The 16,350-nt window shown below is 38.3% G+C and carries 14 protein-coding genes; 2 read left to right on the top strand and 12 right to left on the bottom strand.

What is annotated here, in order from left to right; genetic code table 11:
* Window positions 1-2 precede the first annotated feature (2 nt).
* The gene (locus ACJJVX_RS09325; RefSeq protein ID WP_054203345.1) at window positions 3-1,451 is read left to right on the top strand and encodes a PfkB family carbohydrate kinase; all 1,449 of its coding nucleotides are present in this window, start codon (window positions 3-5) and stop codon (window positions 1,449-1,451) included.
* Entirely contained in the window at window positions 1,448-2,146 is a 699-nt protein-coding gene (locus ACJJVX_RS09320; protein WP_054203346.1) for a nucleotidyltransferase family protein, read from the top strand. Before ACJJVX_RS09325 ends, ACJJVX_RS09320 begins: the two co-directional genes overlap by 4 nt.
* A 5-nt stretch (window positions 2,147-2,151) precedes the next feature.
* Here ACJJVX_RS09320 and ACJJVX_RS09315 read toward each other — a convergent pair whose 3' ends face one another.
* The 12 genes from ACJJVX_RS09315 to ACJJVX_RS09260 form a co-directional block, all read right to left on the bottom strand.
* Entirely contained in the window at window positions 2,152-4,266 is a 2,115-nt protein-coding gene (locus tag ACJJVX_RS09315; protein ID WP_054453858.1) for a 6-hydroxymethylpterin diphosphokinase MptE-like protein, read from the bottom strand.
* 12 nt (window positions 4,267-4,278) lie between these two features.
* Window positions 4,279-4,578 (bottom strand): hypothetical protein, encoded by a 300-nt coding sequence (locus ACJJVX_RS09310; RefSeq protein WP_064435343.1) that lies wholly within the window; start codon window positions 4,576-4,578, stop codon window positions 4,279-4,281.
* Window positions 4,568-4,996, bottom strand: coding sequence for a flagellar export chaperone FliS (gene fliS, locus ACJJVX_RS09305; RefSeq protein ID WP_054203349.1), 429 nt, complete (start codon window positions 4,994-4,996; stop codon window positions 4,568-4,570). Before fliS ends, ACJJVX_RS09310 begins: the two co-directional genes overlap by 11 nt.
* 30 nt (window positions 4,997-5,026) lie before the next feature.
* Window positions 5,027-6,433 carry a flagellar filament capping protein FliD gene (fliD, locus tag ACJJVX_RS09300; RefSeq protein ID WP_054203350.1) on the bottom strand — a complete coding sequence of 469 codons (1,407 nt, stop codon included), beginning with the start codon at window positions 6,431-6,433 and terminating at the stop codon, window positions 5,027-5,029.
* 31 nt (window positions 6,434-6,464) lie between these two features.
* Window positions 6,465-6,899, bottom strand: coding sequence for a flagellar protein FlaG (locus tag ACJJVX_RS09295; protein ID WP_054203351.1), 435 nt, complete (start codon window positions 6,897-6,899; stop codon window positions 6,465-6,467).
* Window positions 6,900-6,974: 75 nt separating this feature from the next.
* Complete coding sequence (locus ACJJVX_RS09290) at window positions 6,975-7,937, bottom strand: flagellin (RefSeq protein WP_054203352.1); 963 nt, start codon at window positions 7,935-7,937, stop codon at window positions 6,975-6,977.
* 165 nt (window positions 7,938-8,102) lie between these two features.
* Complete coding sequence (locus tag ACJJVX_RS09285) at window positions 8,103-9,071, bottom strand: flagellin (RefSeq protein ID WP_054203353.1); 969 nt, start codon at window positions 9,069-9,071, stop codon at window positions 8,103-8,105.
* 428 nt (window positions 9,072-9,499) lie between these two features.
* Complete coding sequence (locus tag ACJJVX_RS09280; protein WP_054203354.1) at window positions 9,500-10,462, bottom strand: flagellin; 963 nt, start codon at window positions 10,460-10,462, stop codon at window positions 9,500-9,502.
* A 345-nt stretch (window positions 10,463-10,807) separates the two neighbouring features.
* On the bottom strand, window positions 10,808-12,040 hold the full coding sequence (gene flgL, locus ACJJVX_RS09275) for a flagellar hook-associated protein FlgL (RefSeq protein WP_054453854.1): 1,233 nt from the start codon (window positions 12,038-12,040) through the stop codon (window positions 10,808-10,810).
* 2 nt (window positions 12,041-12,042) lie between these two features.
* Window positions 12,043-14,046, bottom strand: a complete 2,004-nt coding sequence (gene flgK / locus ACJJVX_RS09270; RefSeq protein ID WP_054453851.1) for a flagellar hook-associated protein FlgK — start codon at window positions 14,044-14,046, stop codon at window positions 12,043-12,045.
* 1 nt (window position 14,047) lies between these two features.
* On the bottom strand, window positions 14,048-15,013 hold the full coding sequence (gene flgJ, locus ACJJVX_RS09265; protein ID WP_054203357.1) for a flagellar assembly peptidoglycan hydrolase FlgJ: 966 nt from the start codon (window positions 15,011-15,013) through the stop codon (window positions 14,048-14,050).
* Window positions 15,014-15,243: 230 nt separating this feature from the next.
* Window positions 15,244-16,338: a flagellar basal body P-ring protein FlgI gene (locus ACJJVX_RS09260; RefSeq protein ID WP_405631170.1), complete on the bottom strand. Its 1,095-nt coding sequence runs from the start codon at window positions 16,336-16,338 to the stop codon at window positions 15,244-15,246.
* Window positions 16,339-16,350: the final 12 nt, after the last annotated feature.

Here is a 16,350-nt window from a genome sequence, read left to right as displayed (position 1 = left end):
AAGTGAAAAGAAAAACGGTTTTAGTCATCGGCAATTTCGATATACTCCATCCTGGGCATATTAGGTTGCTAAAGTTCGCTAAAGAATGCGGTGATTACCTTATAGTCGCAGTGAATAATGACAGTAATATGCTAATAAAAAGTAGGGTGTCAGAATTGCATCGCCTTGAAATGGTTCAATCACTTGAGTGTGTGGATGAAGCATTTTTGACTGAACTATGCAGTAATTCTTTAATTGCAAATTATCAGCCTTACGCAGTTGTAAAGGGTAAAGAGTTTGAAGAAAAAGAAAACCCTGAATACAAAGCACTAAAAACATATGGGGGAAAGTTGATTTTTGGCTCTGGTGAGTTTGAATCTAATTCCGAACAATACATTACAAGAACAATAAGCCATGGTCATAACTTTGATTACAAAAAATGTCAAAGTTATGCAACAAGGCACCAGTTTGATTATCAATCAATCAATACGGTATTCTCTCAATTTCGTGAAAACCGTGTTGCTGTAATTGGCGAAATAATCGTTGATGAATATATTCAAGGTACGGCTGTAGGTTTATCTCAAGAAGATCCTACCATTGTAATGACACCAGACAGAACAGATACTTTTCTAGGCGGGGCTGCAATTACAGCTGGCCATATAAAAGGGCTTGGTGCAAAAAATGTAAAGCTTTTTTCTGTACTTGGTAAGGATGATAAGGCTGAGTACGTAAAAAGTCATATTAAAAAGTACAATATTGAAACTGTACTTTTAGATGATAGCAGTCGTCCTACACCATTAAAGTCGCGGTACAGAGCGGGTAATAAAACACTTCTAAGGGTAAACCAAGTTCGCCAACATAAAATTTCTAAAGAAATTCAAACTGACTTATACCACCAACTTCAAAGTAACATTCAGAATTTTGATTTGTTGGTATTTTCTGATTTTAATTATGGATTACTACCTCAAACGCTTGTCGAAAAAATCATTCTATTATGTAAAAAAAATAATGTACGTATTGTCGCTGACAGTCAAACATCATCTCAAGTTGGTGATATCGCGCGTTATAAAGATATGATGCTAGTTACACCAACAGAAAAAGAAGTCCGCGTTGCTTTAAATAATATCGATGATGGCTTGCCCGTTCTAGCACAAAAACTCTGCGAAAAGGCGAATCCAACATATCTAGTTATTACCCTTGCAGGAGAAGGTGTTTTTATTCATCTGCCAGATCAAAACGGTCAATGGGAAAATGATATGCTGCCAGCTATTAACAGTAATGCGGTTGATCCTGCAGGAGCTGGTGATTGTTTCTTAGCGGCTAGCAGCCTTGCTTTATGTTCAGGCGCTACGCCATGGCAAGCATTTTATATTGCCAGTATCGCAGCTGCTTGCCAAGTTGATACTCTCGGAAACCAGCCACTGTCTTTTAACACTCTGCAACAACGTGTTTTGGAGTCATTTAAACTATGAAAGCAATATTATTAGCAGCAGGATTAGGCACTAGACTCAAACCTCTAACCAATACGATTCCAAAATGTTTAGTGCCTATATCTGGCCGCCCTCTTTTATCTTACTGGTTAGAAAAATTAGCTAATTTGGGTATAAATGAAATACTTATTAACGTTCACTATCTCGCTGAGCAAGTAGAAAACTACATAAGCCAATCCCCCTATAGAGATAAAATAACTATCGTTAAAGAAACCGCATTACTTGGCACTGGCGGAACATTAAAAAACAATGCTCAATTTTGGAAAGATGAAGAAGTAATCGTTATTCATGCTGATAATTTTTGCCTCAGTGATTTAAGCGGCCTTATTAATTCACACAACGTTAAACCTGCTCATGTAGATATGTCGCTATTACTATTTACGTCGAATCAACCGACTCAATGCGGCATTGTCGTTATGGATGCTGATAATGTTATCCATGAATTCCATGAAAAAGTGAGTAACCCACCAGGCAACTTAGCAAGTGGAGCGTTGTTTGTTTTTTCTGACTCTGTTTATGAGCGGTATTTTAAAGAATTAAAAGAGCATACCTTTTACGATTTAAGTAAAGATATAGTGCCTAATATGATTGGAAAAATGCAAGGATGGATCGTAGATGATGAGTATATGGATATCGGCACGCCCGAGAGCTATGAGCGTGCCCAAAAACTAATATAAAAAATTTACACGCCTTTATTCATCACTTTAAGTTGTTCGTCATTGAGAAAATCACAGGGCTTTTTGTAATTATCTTCAAAGTAGCTTTTCATATCAATAATATAATCTTGCCAAAGCGAGAAAAGCTCATCAAATTGTTCTAATGTAAATGCTTCATTTTCATAACTATAAAGCAATGTAATTAGTGGGCAGTGATAATATAATAACGAGCCTTTCATCATATGGTAAATATGACCTAATGGTGAATTTTTAAATGAATACACATACCGTTGCTGTCTTTTAAGTAAATCTGCGGCTTCTTTGATTGTTGTATAAGGTTCGTTACTAATAACTAATAAATGGCTGCACATATCAATAAAGCGCTGTATTTCGTAATCTTCATCATTTAATTTATCCAAACTCAGATTTTCAAAGTATCGCTTCTTGATTAACTCTACCAAAGGAGGCTTATCTAAGCTGTTTTCTGAGTCAATTAATTCATCCGCAGCTAATGAAATAGCGCCTTTAATTTTAGCCCCGTTACCAATATTAAATACATCAGCCAAGGGGTTTAACTCTACTAGTTTTTCCAACTGACTATGTGAAATTTTATATAAGTCGTTAGTATAAACAAAACCATCACCTAAATTACCCGGTAGAGTTTTCTCTGTAACAGGCACACACCCAATACCCTCTTCATCGTCTTTATCTTTTTTATAAAAGCTATGATCACTATGATGCTTTCCAGAAGGTAAACTTCCATTATCAACACCAAATAGATAAACATTCTTAAAACCAAAATTTAAGAAAAATGACAGCGCAGTATTAGAGACAAGTGGGTTGCTATATGGAATTAATGGCAATGTTTTAGAGCGATTTTTTAATGATAGAAAATTAATTAAATCAGTCCCCCCCTCATTACCTTTCAGCGCTAACCCAGACCATTCATATAACTCTGTCGTCTTAGGGTGAACCATATTAACGGCTAATAAATTAACTCGTTTATACGCTTCGATTGGTAAGGAGTCAGCGACTATCTTATAATTAGCGTAAGGCCTTTCTACTAACACATGAAAATCAGCTTGAATACCTATTCGCTCTAAAGATACTAGAGCAGACCCTGCAGCTACAACAATCCCTTTATTTTGATTGTTTTTTAAATAGTCAATAGCCTCATCTAACGATGGGCCATTGCCAACTAAAAACACTGGAATATCTAATAACGAAGCCGGTAGTTTGTCTTTATTCGTAAGAAAAAATTGGTTACTTTCAAGGTGAGAAATTGAGTGAGCAAACCCAGTTATTGCATCATTAAAAAAACCATGTCCCATTTGGAAGCGGAAGTAATCCGCAGCCCAGTTGGCTATTAACTCATTAATGTCACGTCCTGGCGTATGTTGGTAACAAAAGCTTCTGACCGCTGAAAACGCCCCTATATCTTCAACTACACTTTCTAAATCTTGAATGAACGTGTTTTTATCTGCTCCCAGATTAAAGAAAAGACAGTTTCCTTGATCATCAATTTTTTCAATAACATCAAACCAATCAATACAAAATAAACTTGCATAAAACTGCTCTAGATCAGGCTCAATAATAAATAAATAATCGAATTCAGTATGCTTTAATAATTCTGGTATGTGATACCCTAATCCTACGCCAAAAATAATACCTGATGGAAAATCACCAGGTAATTGCTCTATTTTTTTCTCGTCAAACTCTCTCAATTTACGCATAAACTGACCAAGTTTGACCATATACTCAGTGTGAAGGCGTTTATCTGAACTGCTATCCGGATACCCTGTATAGTCCGTTAGACTAAGAACAGGATGGGCAATCTGGCGTTTAACTTGCTCTTGGCTCTGCTCAAGCGGGTTCTGAGAATAAAGGGGGGCTGGGGCATTTTCAGGTATTATATTGCCATGACCACTTAGCGTTACGTGAATACAGAAATCATCTCGTAATGTTAAATTAGATAAAGCACCTATAATTTCAGGGTAATACTGTGTGAAGCACTGCCAATTTCTTTCAAAACGTTGATTTGCTTCAGTTGCAAAAATAGCTTCTCGCTCTTGATGTTTAATTGTATCTTCTAGCTTTTCTGATAATAGGTTAAGCTCTTCATTAATATCATTACTATTCATCGTTGCTATTACCTATTTGATACTTTTATAAACATTTATTTTTTTCTGCGTATTTAAGTGAACACCAATCTTTTTTGCAATAACGCCTTTTCTCTGTATTAACTCCTGTACTGTCGTATTTAACCGTGTTGAGAAGTCAGATAAAAAAAGAGTATCATCTTCAGTTAATACTGTCGGGGAATTGAATACATTTTTTAATAAATCATCTAATTGGTTTAATTCACTTTGAGCTGAATCAATATCATCTTCGAGTATGTATTGATTGATTTTTGATAACTTAGGAAGCAATTGTGATAACAGATTAGCCGACATTCGCGTCTATACCATTCTCATTTAGTGTTTGTTGGCGAACATCATGCGGAATTGCATCCCAAGCAGATTTAATCTCTTTTAACAAATTAGAAACCTCATCGACTATTTCAGGATCATTCTTTATAGTTGCATCGACTAAACGGTCAATCATATATGAATAAAGTGCATATAAATTCTCGGTCACTTCGCCACCTACTTCAAAATCTAAGCACCCTCGCAAGGCCTCGATTATGGCGGTTGCCTTAGATAAGTGTTCTGCTTTTGCTTCCATGTGCTTCTTTTCAATGGCTACTTTTGACATTACCATTTTTTCAATAGCACCCGCCATTAACATTTGGATAATTTCATAGCGATCCGCACCTGCAACTCGAGTCTTAAGTGCTTCTTTTTGATAATTTTTTACTTTTGCATTATACATATTAAAACCTTTTAAAATCAAAAATAGTCATTATGATTTGTTTCTTGTAAACCCAGGCAAGCTAGATAGTTGTGCGCTAAGGTAGGTCTGCGTTGATTGCATTTGTGCCAATAAAACATCTAACCCAGAATACTGTTTTCTTAGTCGCCCTTCTAACTCACCCATTCTAAACTCATGATTAATAACATCATCTTCTAAATCATCAATTTGAGTATTTAAGTTTGTTTCACGTTGCTTCATTATTCCATCCGAATCAACGTAATTTCCTAATAATTCCTCAAATTGTTTTGCTAGACCGTTATCACCAGCAAATGCTTTGCCAATGTCGTCAAAATTTTCATCCATAGCAACACTCAGGCTACGCACGAGTGATGACTTTTCTAAGTAACCATCTTTCTTAACACCTAAACCAATATCAAATATACTCTTAAAAGGACCAGAATCTGTTAAGTTAGTCGAAAGTGTATTCACAAGCTGTGAACTTAATGAACGAATTGTCGCGTCACTATTTAGCGGCTTACCGACTCGAGATTGAAACCCTAACTGACCAACTACATTATTATAGTTTGCAATAAATTCATCGATTAGTTTTGTTGGACTCTCACGGTCATAACTAACCGCAAGCTTTGCTGTTTCACCATCAACACTTTGGCGTTTAGCTGTGATCGTCATATCTTGCACTGCATCTTTAAACGTATTGGTGTCGTTTGTTATTGAAATACCATCGACTTTAATTATTGCACTTTGGGCTTGGTTCTCAGCAGCTATACCAATACCACCAGCACCGCCAGCGTTTGCTACGGTTGAAACGTTATCAAGTTCGGCATTGTCATTAGTGATCACAAGATCATTGTTATCGCCAGTTACATTTGATGTTAAAACTAGCTTAGCCTCAGTGCCTGTGTTAATTATATTTGCTGTCACACCAAAGTTATCATCAGAGTCATTTATCGCATCACGTAATTCAGCTAGAGTAGCGCCTGCATCCACAGTTAAATCAAAGCTTTTGTCTGGGCCTGCAGCAAAAGAAAGCGTTCCTCCAGAAGCACTAACCACATCATCAGTGGTTGTAAAAAGCGAGTCATTGGAAACGGCACGGCTGCCCTGAGCGAGCGCTACAACTTCGATTTTAAAGTCGCCAGGCGTAATATCTTTTGTTGGGGTAACTGAAACGAGATCGCCGTCATCACTGGTTGGTTGTGTGATGTTAGCAATTCGTTTATTGAAGTTATCTGGATCCGCTAGTTTCTCTATCGTATCTTGTAACTTAGAAAGTGCGCCTTTTATTTCACCAATAGCAGAAAGCTCTACTTTGAGTGATTCTTCTTTTTTTACAAAGGCATTCATTTTTGGAACATTTTCAGCGGCAACTGATGCGCTAATGATACTTTCGAGATCCAGCCCCGATCCAATACCTGCGGATGTAATTAGTGGCATACTTCTCTCCTACTATCTGTTCCAAAAAGTGTTAGGCGGTTTGATTCAATAGCAAACCTTTGTTAGTAAGTTTATCGGCAAATTCATCTAAAGCTTTAGCTACTTCTCTAAATTCTTTAGTCGGTATTTCACGAATAACCTCTTCGCTTTTCTTATCAAATACTTTGATAATCGGCGGATCACCATCTTCATCAAATTCAAACACTAAATTAGTTGAAGTAACGGGTATATATTTATTTAATTTTTCTAAGTTCTCTTTTACTTCTTCGATCAGCGCTTTTCTTTCACCTTCTGAATCTAGCTCTTTGCCGTCTTCAACAAACGCAGGTTCTCTTCCAGCAATTTTTACGCCACCTTGTTCAACATTTACTTTTTTATTAACTTCATTTAATTCACTTTTATTTGTAAAAGATGAATTAGCAGACAGATTTTCGTTTGATTTGATTATTGCACTTAAATCAGCCATGGTAGGTCTCCTTCAAAACACAAACAAAGTATAAGTCATTATCAAGCAAAAGCTCAATAATGACTTAGAAACCCATTAGCCTAGTAACGACAGCGCTACTTGTGGACGCTGATTTGCTTGACTTAGAATCGATTGGCTTGCCTGTTGAAGTATTTGTGACTTTGTTAGGCTCGCTGTCTCAGCTGCGAAATCAGTATCTTTTATACGTGATTTTGCTGCACTTAAGTTCTCAGAGATATTTGATTGGTTACGGATTGTTGATTGGAATCGGTTTTGTACCGCACCAAGCTCTGCACGTTTTTTATCAACCACAGCAATCATCGCATCCATACCAGCCATTACAGCTTGTGCATTTGCTTGAGAAGATACACTGATCCCCGACGCTGAAAAGACTGATGAGAAAGCAGTTTCATCTGCAGATGCACCCACTTGCGTACTAATTGTACCCGCTGTAGCACTTAAACTTGCACCCGTTACAGCACTCGCAACACTGGCAATACCTGACATAGTAAAGCCGCCGTCAGCTGCAATAGAGTTAGCTGTGCCACCAACATCTTTCATACTAAAGCTAATATTTTGAATCGCATCAGCACCTACTTGAAAGTTGGCAGAAAATGAGCCATCTAATAAGTTTTGACCACCAAACGTAGTATCGGCAGCTACACGGTTTACTTCTGACGATAATGAACGAATTTCTTCTTGGATAGCCAAGCGATCTTCATCAGTATTAGAACCATTTGATGCTTGCTGTGCCAATGTTCGCATACGCTGAAACATAGATGTTGTTTCATCAAGCGCACCTTCAGCAGTTTGTGCAAGTGAAATACCATCATTTGCGTTACGATTACCTTGATCTAGGCCGCTTATTTGGCTAGTCAAACGGTTAGATATTTGCATACCTGCAGCATCATCTTTCGCACTATTAATACGAAAACCTGATGAAAGGCGTTGAAAGGATGTATCTAGTTGGTTGCCAGACTTCATTAACTGGCGTTGTGCGTTCAAAGAACTCACATTAGTATTTACATATAAAGCCATAATAGCCTCCGCTTTATCATTTTAAATAGAATAACAACGGGATACCCCTACCCTGTTACTATTCCAGACTGAGAGTCCTAGATTTTTAGTTCTCTAAGTCAGTTATCGTCAGATAAAACGGAAACTTTAGCTTTATTTATAATTTTTTAACAATTCTATTTTATTTTAGCCCTGTAACAAGCTTAATGCAGCCTGAGGTCGTTGATTCGCTTGACCTAAAATTGTTTGGCTTGCTTGTTGTAATATTTGGTTTTTAGTTAAATTTGCTGTTTCCATGGCGAAGTCTGCATCTTTAATACGTGACTTAGCAGAGGCTAAGTTTTCAGAAATATTAGCTTGGTTTCGTATTGTAGACTGAAACCGATTTTGAACTGCACCGAGTTCAGCACGCTTTTTATCTACAACGGCAATAAGTGAATCCATTCCAGCCAAAACAGCTTGCGCGTTTACTTGTGACGACACACTAATACCCGCGGCTGTAAATACAGCAGAAAAATCTAAAGTTGTCGATGCCGTTGCACCATCAACAGAACTGACATTTGCTGCAAGTGTTGAAAGCGCCTTTCCACCTACTGCAGATGCTACACCTGCAACACCTGAAATAGTGAAACCACCATTAGCCGCTAATGAATTGGCCGTATCACCAACTGATTGCATACTAAACCCAATTGTTTGCACAGCATCAGCGCCGACTTGAAAGCTTGCAGAGTAAGAACCATCTAGTAAATTTTGGCCGCCGAATGTGGTATCACTGGCGATTCGATTAACTTCATCTGATAGCTGCCTGATCTCTTCTTGGATCGCAAGCCTATCTTCATCAGTATTAGAGCCGTTTGCTGATTGCTGTGCCAATGTTCGAATACGCTGAAATGTTGATGTAATTTCATCAAGTGCACCTTCGGCAGTTTGTGCTAAAGAAATGCCATCATTCGCATTACGATTGCCTTGGTTTAAGCCTAGGATTTGCGACTGTAAACGATCCGATATTTGTAAACCAGCGGCATCATCAGCAGCACTATTAATACGCAACCCAGATGATAAACGTTTAAATGATGTATCTAAGTCGTTTCCAGTTCTTTCTAGCTGTCTTTGTGCATTTAACGCACTGACATTCGTGTTTACAAATAAAGCCATAATAAACTCTCTTCTTATCTGTCAAATTAAAGCCACTTTAATTAAGTGGAATTTTGACAAAGTGACTAGTTACAGCAGCCAAGATATATTGGCCCGGGGCAATAAACTGCCACTTTGCAGGTTAATTTAAAAACTTAATAAGTATTGAGCAATCTTTAGGCCAACTTTATGATTATTTATTGACCTCATAAAAAAAGGGCCTTTAAAAGGCCCTTGAAAGATAAGTTTGAGAGTAGGTTTAAAACAAAAACATTGGCATAGTTTATGCTTTGTATATTATGTTCTTACAAATGTGAGAACACTTCAGGATTTTTAAGCGCCTCCGCTTTATCAATCCGTTTCAGCGCCTTTGTTAATACCCCATTAGACAAAGGCGCTACATTCTTAGTCAATTAATTGACGTCGCTTCAAAATTAATAAATCAGTTATTAACCTAGAAGACTTAATGCTGCCTGTGGACGCTGATTAGCCTGGCTAAGAATTGTTTGGCTTGCCTGTTGTAGAATCTGCATTTTAGTTAAGTTAGCAGTTTCTTGTGCAAAGTCAGTATCTTTAATACGTGATTTTGCAGCACTTAAATTTTCAGAAATATTCGATTGGTTACGAATAGTTGACTGGAACCTGTTTTGAACAGCACCTAGCTCCGCACGTTTTTTATCTACTACCGCGATAAGCGAATCCATACCCGCCATTACCGCTTGTGCATTGGCCTGTGACGATACACTGATACCACCAGCAGTAAACACTGATGAAAATGCTGTTTCATCTGCTGATGCGCCTACTTGCGAACTAATCGTTCCAGCTGTAGCACTTAAGCTAGCACCGGTTACCGCACTGGCAACACCTGCAATGCCTGACATGGTGAAACCACCATTATCCGCTATAGAGTTAGCCGTTCCACCAACTGATGCCATACTAAAGCTGATATTCTGAACAGCGTCAGCGCCTACTTGGAAGTTAGCTGAGAAAGAGCCATCTAATAGGTTTTGACCACCAAACGTTGTATCTGCAGCAACACGATTCACTTCTGATGATAATGAACGAATCTCTTCTTGAATTGCTAAGCGATCTTCATCTGTGTTTGAACCATTCGCTGCTTGTTGTGCAAGTGTACGCATACGTTGAAACATTGAAGTTGTTTCGTCTAGTGCACCCTCAGCAGTTTGAGCTAATGAAATACCATCGTTTGCGTTACGGTTACCTTGGTTAAGGCCATTAATTTGTGACGTTAAACGGTCAGAAATTTGTAGACCCGCTGCATCATCTTTCGCACTGTTGATACGAAAACCTGATGATAAACGTTGAAATGATGTATCTAGTGCATTACCAGAATTGTTTAATTGTCTTTGTGCGTTTAACGCGCTAACATTTGTATTTACATATAAAGCCATGATATCTCTCCCGAAGTAAACTTATCATTTACTCTCAAACTTACTGGATTAAGCAGTGGTTGTTATTTTCAACGCTTTGCTTGGTTAATTAAGTTATCGGTCTACTCAAAAAATCCTTTAGCTTTTTTTTAAGTTTTTTTAATAAAAAACATTAATCCATTGTAATTTAATAACTTTTAAATTAAATACAATTGATTTCAATGGTCAAATAATGCAGAGATCACAACTGCTATTTTTTACTAAGATAATATTTTAGGAAGCTATAAGTGTCTAAATATAAAAGATATAAGTTTAAAGGAAGGAAAAAATAAGAGTAAGGCAACAGATTGCCTTACTCTTTATACTTTATAGATAATCGAACAGTGATAAATTAGCTAAGCGGCCAAATGTTGCCTGCGAGGCTTGTAATGCAGTTTCTTGTTTGGTGAGTTCAGTTATGGCTTCGGCCATATCGAGTTCAACTAAGTCAGCTCGCGATGCTTTATTATTCACATCACGATCGCTGTTAGAGTCTGTTACCTTTTCCGTTGTATTAAGTCGCCCACCCAAACCGGCTTGCGTCAAAGAGACATTATTTTTTGCATTATCAATTTGAGTCATTGCATCAGCTAATACTTGCTCATAATCATCTTGGTTAATTGTGGTGTCAGTCAAGCCTGCGATTAAATCACTTAATGTATTTAAAATATTCTCTTTTTGAGGGGCTTCTAATGTAAAATCCACTTGCCCACTCGCTACAGGACTAATGTCAATTTCCATTCCTGCAAAGTTGATTGTTCCGTTATCAAAGCTACCTGATTCAATAATGTTCCCCCCCTGCTCTACTTGATATGTATTAGGGGTCCCCGCGGTCGTTATCACATTATATGTATTTGCGCCTGCGACTGCATTTGGATCTGCGTTATAACTCGCTTTGTGAAACGCATCAAACTCAGCCTGTTCTTTTACATAAACTTTGGCGCTTGTGATCCCACCGCTTGCAACACCATCATTGGATGTGAGGTTTAAGCGCGCATTTACTTTTTCAAACACATCAAAACCATTGTCGCTGGATTTTATTTCTACACCTTCAGCTACTTTGATCTTATGTTGGCCTTGATCACCGCCGTACTCATACTTACTCGACGTAGAATTAAAGCTGTAAGTTTGCGTGTTATCTTGGTAACCAGAAAAAATATACTTATTGTCTTCTGTTTTAGCATTCATTAAATCATGTACATTACTTTGAATTGATTTGATTTCTTCTGCAATACCTTGACGATCTATATCGCTATATGCACCATTACCAGCCTGAATAGCTAATGTATGTGCTTTTTCAAGTGAAAGTTTGATATTTTCAAGCACACTTTCTTGAATATTTAAACGACTGGTCAACATAGTAATATTTTTACTAAACTGTTCATTTGTTTGAATTTTATCTGTATATAGTAATGCACGTGCAGTCGCTGAGGGGTCATCTGAAGCAGTTAAAACACGTTTTTGAGTATTAACTTGCTCTTGTGCTTTATTGACATTTTGTTGGTTTTTCAAAATAGAATTCACACTACTTTGATACATTAAATTGTTTGATAAACGCATAATTACCTCGTAGCACCAAGTAAAGTGTCAAAAATAGTACGGGATGTCGCAAGCACCTGAGCTGACGCTGCATAAGATTGCTGAAAGCGCAGTAAATTGGCCGCCTCTTCATCAAGATTAACCCCTGATAATGATTCATACCAAGCCTCTGATTGCTTTGCCAACGCTTCAAAGGCTGCACCATTTGTTTTTGCTTGGTTAGTTACAACGCCTACATCTGTTACTAAAGCCCCATAAGCTTGATTAAAGGTCTTATGATTATCTGCTGTCGCTGTGGTGACAACATTTTGACGCACTAACTCACCATTTTGTAACTCAGCTAGTTTTAACCCATTACGGTTATCATCAAAGCCACCTGTATTAAACTCTAATGTAAAGGTATCACCTGTTGCTGGCGTGCCTTCAATATTAAAATCAAAACCATAACCATCAAACGGAGCGCCTGCTTGAGCTAAAATATTCTCAGCCGGTGGCGTTATTGTAAATGTACTCGTACCGCTGCCGTCTGTAATTGTATACTCGTTTAAATTCGCTGTTTTAACTAAACTAACATCACCATTAGTCAGCCCTGGCGGTGTTGCTGTAAAACCACCGGAGTCAATACTCGTCACATCACCTACAGATATACTCGCTTCACTGGTGTTATTAATATCATTTGCGGTACGAATTGGAGCAGCTAATGCTAAATCTTCTGGCCTATTCGTTGCCATTTCTAAGCTAGATGCAGCCTGAGCATTCAGTTTTATCTGAAATTGATCATCAACGTTTCCCGTACCAGAGACATTAATCTGCAAACCAAACGATTCACCACTGGTAATCGTTGATGAATCAACAATACCGCCAACAATATTAGCCGTAGAGGCACTGCCGAGTGGCTCACCTTTATTATCAACAGGCTGAATTTCAACTGTCGTTGCACTGGTATAAGTAATAACAAAGTCACTTGCAGGTATTTCGCTGCCTTTGCCAGGCTCTAATGTGGCAGTCATTGCCGCTGTACCTGTATTAGCTTGGTATGCAAACCCACCGGTTGTAGGTATAGTAAAAATATCGCCACCTAGCTCACCATTACCATCCATTCCAAGCCTATTTTGCTGATTAAATGCATCTGCAATCGCAAGTCCCATTTGCCCTAACTGGTTTTGTGCTGGTACTAATACATCATCACGAAATGCCAGCAGTCCACCAATTTTACCTTTTAGTTTACCTACATCAACTTCAAGCGGCACAGCTTTGCCGTCGTTTATATCTAGGTGAAGTTCTTTAAAGTTAGGATCAGGGTCACCGCGCATTGAAAATAAATTAAATGAACCACTTTGCATTACAAGTGCTTCTCCTGTGCCCATAAACACCAGTTTTTCACCATTAGGGCCGTCTAACGTTTCAATATCAACCAACTCTGATAACTCGCGTATTGCTTGATCACGTTCGTTAAACATGGAACTTGCATCAGCAGCATTTCGCGTCCCATTAACAGCTGCGACTTGTTTGTTAAGCTTGCTGATATTCTGTACTAACGTATTCGCTTCCCCAGAAAATATTTCAAGCTGCTCGTTCACAATATTTTTTTGATCAAATACGATCCCAGATAAACGCTCCATTTGACTAATTAAATTTTGCGCATCAGTCATTACTAGCGAGCGGGCAACCGTTGAAGAGGGCTGATTTAAACTCTCCTGCACATTATTAAAAAGGGAGTTTATACTGGTAGATAAGCTATTAGACTCTTGAGAGAATAATGTATCTACTCGGCCAGCTTCGCTAACAAATTGATCAAAGAATGCTTTATTTGAAGTATCGCGATTTAGTTGTTTTTGTGCGAACTCATTAAGTAATCTGTACGTATCACCACGACCAACTTGATTGTCGATCATAGTCATGTGCTCTGTACGCTCGCGCACATAGCCCACTGTATTTACATTGGCAATATTCTTGCTGGTCGTTTGCAGTAATTCTGTATTAGCACGTACACCAGAATTAGCAATGTCTAACAAATTAAACGACATTTTAATTTACTCCTTGGCGAACCAATGTTGCCGCCAATGTTTTAAGCTCAGTGCGATTAAGTACCTGCTTAATTTTATCGGCATAATTGGGGTCGGTTGCATACCCCGCTTTTTGTAATGAATCTAAAAAAGCGGCGGGTTTTGCGGTATTTTGTAAGGCTTCTTGATAACGTGGGTTTTGCGTCAAAAATTCAACAAAGTCATTTACACTGTCTTTGATTGAGTCATAGGCTCTAAAGCTAGCCTGTTTTTTAACAGGCATACCTTCTTCAAATTCAAGTGTAACTTTACTGGCTTTATCACCTTGCCAGCTTCTATCTGACTTAATATTGAATAAATTAAATGAGCTATTACCATCACTTTTATTAATAATGTGTTTCCCCCAGCCAGTCTCAAGTGCAGCTTGTGCAACCATTACAGCTGGGTTTAACCCTATTTTTTCTGCGGCTGTTTTAGCGTGCTCCCACACACTTGAGATAAACTCTTCAGCATTTTCAAACTGTGGTTTTTGCTGCTTTTGCGCTTTACTGGCAGAGGCTGAGTCAACGCTAGCATCAGTACTTTTACCGTTTGCACGGTTATCACTTGAAAACTCATTAACTGAGCGCAGTACAGACCCTGGCATAAAGTTTTTAGTATCTGGGGAGAGTTGTTGAACAATAATATCAGCCAAACCTAGCGAGCCTTTTGAAGAAAGCTCAACGGATAGTTGCTGGTCATGCATTTCTTCAAAGAACTTTACACCGCTTGAATTAAATGGACTTTCTTTATCCTCAAAGGCTTCATTTGCTTTGCGCATACTTTTAAGTAACATTTGCGTAAAGATAGATTCAAATTGTGCCGCTGCTTTTTTCAGCGCTTCTTTAGACGCTTCAGGCGAAGCCCCGCCCTTTAAGGCCTCTTGACGAAGTGAGTCAAGATTCCCTAGATCAAAGAAGTTTTGTTTATCGAGATGATTAGTATCCATCAGCAATTTGACACAATAGTTAATAATACTACTAACAATGCAATAATTGAGCCAAATATCATGTTGGCGTGTTGGCGTGTTGGCGTGTTGGCGTGAAAGTAAAACAAGTATGCTAGGTGGTTACAAAGTAAAGTTAGCCTCGGCTAGATTTTTTATCCAGTAAACAAATGTCTACAATGTCGCGAAGGCGGTAATGTAGACATTCGTGAATGTCGCTAATAGATCACATGTTAAATCACAACAAGCTGTCCATTTATTGCCCCTGCTTCTTTTAGTGCTTCTAAAATGGCCATTAAATCACCAGGTGCTGCGCCCACTTCATTAATAGCACGCACTAAGTCATCAAGGCTTACACCTGGATTAAAAACAAAAGCACGCGAATCATCTTCGTTCACATCTATTATACTTTGATTAGTAACGACCGTTTCCCCTTCAGCCAGTGGGTTTGGCTGCGCCACATTTTGCTGCTCTGCAATTGTTACCGTTAAACCACCATGAGTAATTGCCGCAGGTTGTAATTTTACATTTTTGCCAATCACAATCGTACCAGTGCGCGAATTAACAATGATTTTTGCGGCGGTATCAGCAGGCTTAAACTCTAAATTTTCAAGTGTTGATAAGTAAGAAACACGTTGCGATACATCTCTTGGAGCAATTACACGTATTGATGCGGCATCTATCGCTGTTGCGCTATTTGGCCCGACCAGATCATTTATCACCTGCTCTAAACGTTTTGCCGTTGTAAAGTCAGGGCGATTTAAATTAAATGTAATATAGTCGCCTTGCATAAAAGGGCTTTTAATCGCACGCTCCACAGTCGCACCATTTGGAATACGCCCCACTGTGGGTGTATTTATAACAACACGGCTACCATCGGCTCCTTCAGCGCCAAGTCCACCAACAATTAAACTCCCTTGCGCTATTGCATACGTATTACCATCAACCCCTTTTAGAAAGGTTTGAATTAAGGTACCACCACGTAAACTACCCGCGCTGCCAATTGAAGAAACGGTAATATCAATTCTTTGTCCTGGTTTTCTAAATGCGGGCAATTCTGCATGGACTGCAACAGCAGCCACATTTTTAATTTTTGGTTTTAAAGTAGCTGGTAATGTAATACCAAAACTATTTAACATACCTTTAAAGCTTTGTTCAGTGAATCTGCTTTGCTCACCAGTGCCAGGTAAACCTACAACCAAACCATACCCTACGAGTTGATTTGAACGAACACCTTCAACCATTGATACATCTTTAATACGCTCTGCAAAAACATTGGCGTGCCAACCTAATAAGCAAAGAGTAATTAATACTTTAAAGCCATTCATAATAACGATCCT

The sequence above is a fragment of the Pseudoalteromonas sp. Ld20 genome (genome assembly GCF_045064175.1).
GTDB classification, from domain to species: Bacteria; Pseudomonadota; Gammaproteobacteria; order Enterobacterales; family Alteromonadaceae; genus Pseudoalteromonas; species Pseudoalteromonas neustonica.
Note: the sequence above shows the minus strand (reverse complement) of the source record. Positions and strands in the feature narration are given on the sequence as shown.

Bases quoted from the DNA above. Each gene is read 5' to 3' on its own strand.
- ACJJVX_RS09320 (WP_054203346.1), top strand. From the start codon at position 1,448: ATGAAAGCAATATTATTAGCAGCAGGATTAGGCACTAGACTCAAACCT.
- ACJJVX_RS09315 (WP_054453858.1), bottom strand. From the start codon at position 4,266: ATGAATAGTAATGATATTAATGAAGAGCTTAACCTATTATCAGAAAAG.
- ACJJVX_RS09310 (WP_064435343.1), bottom strand. From the start codon at position 4,578: ATGTCGGCTAATCTGTTATCACAATTGCTTCCTAAGTTATCAAAAATC.
- fliS (WP_054203349.1), bottom strand. From the start codon at position 4,996: ATGTATAATGCAAAAGTAAAAAATTATCAAAAAGAAGCACTTAAGACT.
- fliD (WP_054203350.1), bottom strand. From the start codon at position 6,433: ATGCCACTAATTACATCCGCAGGTATTGGATCGGGGCTGGATCTCGAA.
- ACJJVX_RS09295 (WP_054203351.1), bottom strand. From the start codon at position 6,899: ATGGCTGATTTAAGTGCAATAATCAAATCAAACGAAAATCTGTCTGCT.
- ACJJVX_RS09290 (WP_054203352.1), bottom strand. From the start codon at position 7,937: ATGGCTTTATATGTAAATACTAATGTGAGTTCTTTGAACGCACAACGC.
- ACJJVX_RS09285 (WP_054203353.1), bottom strand. From the start codon at position 9,071: ATGGCTTTATTTGTAAACACGAATGTCAGTGCGTTAAATGCACAAAGA.
- ACJJVX_RS09280 (WP_054203354.1), bottom strand. From the start codon at position 10,462: ATGGCTTTATATGTAAATACAAATGTTAGCGCGTTAAACGCACAAAGA.
- flgL (WP_054453854.1), bottom strand. From the start codon at position 12,040: ATGCGTTTATCAAACAATTTAATGTATCAAAGTAGTGTGAATTCTATT.
- flgK (WP_054453851.1), bottom strand. From the start codon at position 14,046: ATGTCGTTTAATTTGTTAGACATTGCTAATTCTGGTGTACGTGCTAAT.
- flgJ (WP_054203357.1), bottom strand. From the start codon at position 15,013: ATGGATACTAATCATCTCGATAAACAAAACTTCTTTGATCTAGGGAAT.
- ACJJVX_RS09260 (WP_405631170.1), bottom strand. From the start codon at position 16,338: ATGAATGGCTTTAAAGTATTAATTACTCTTTGCTTATTAGGTTGGCAC.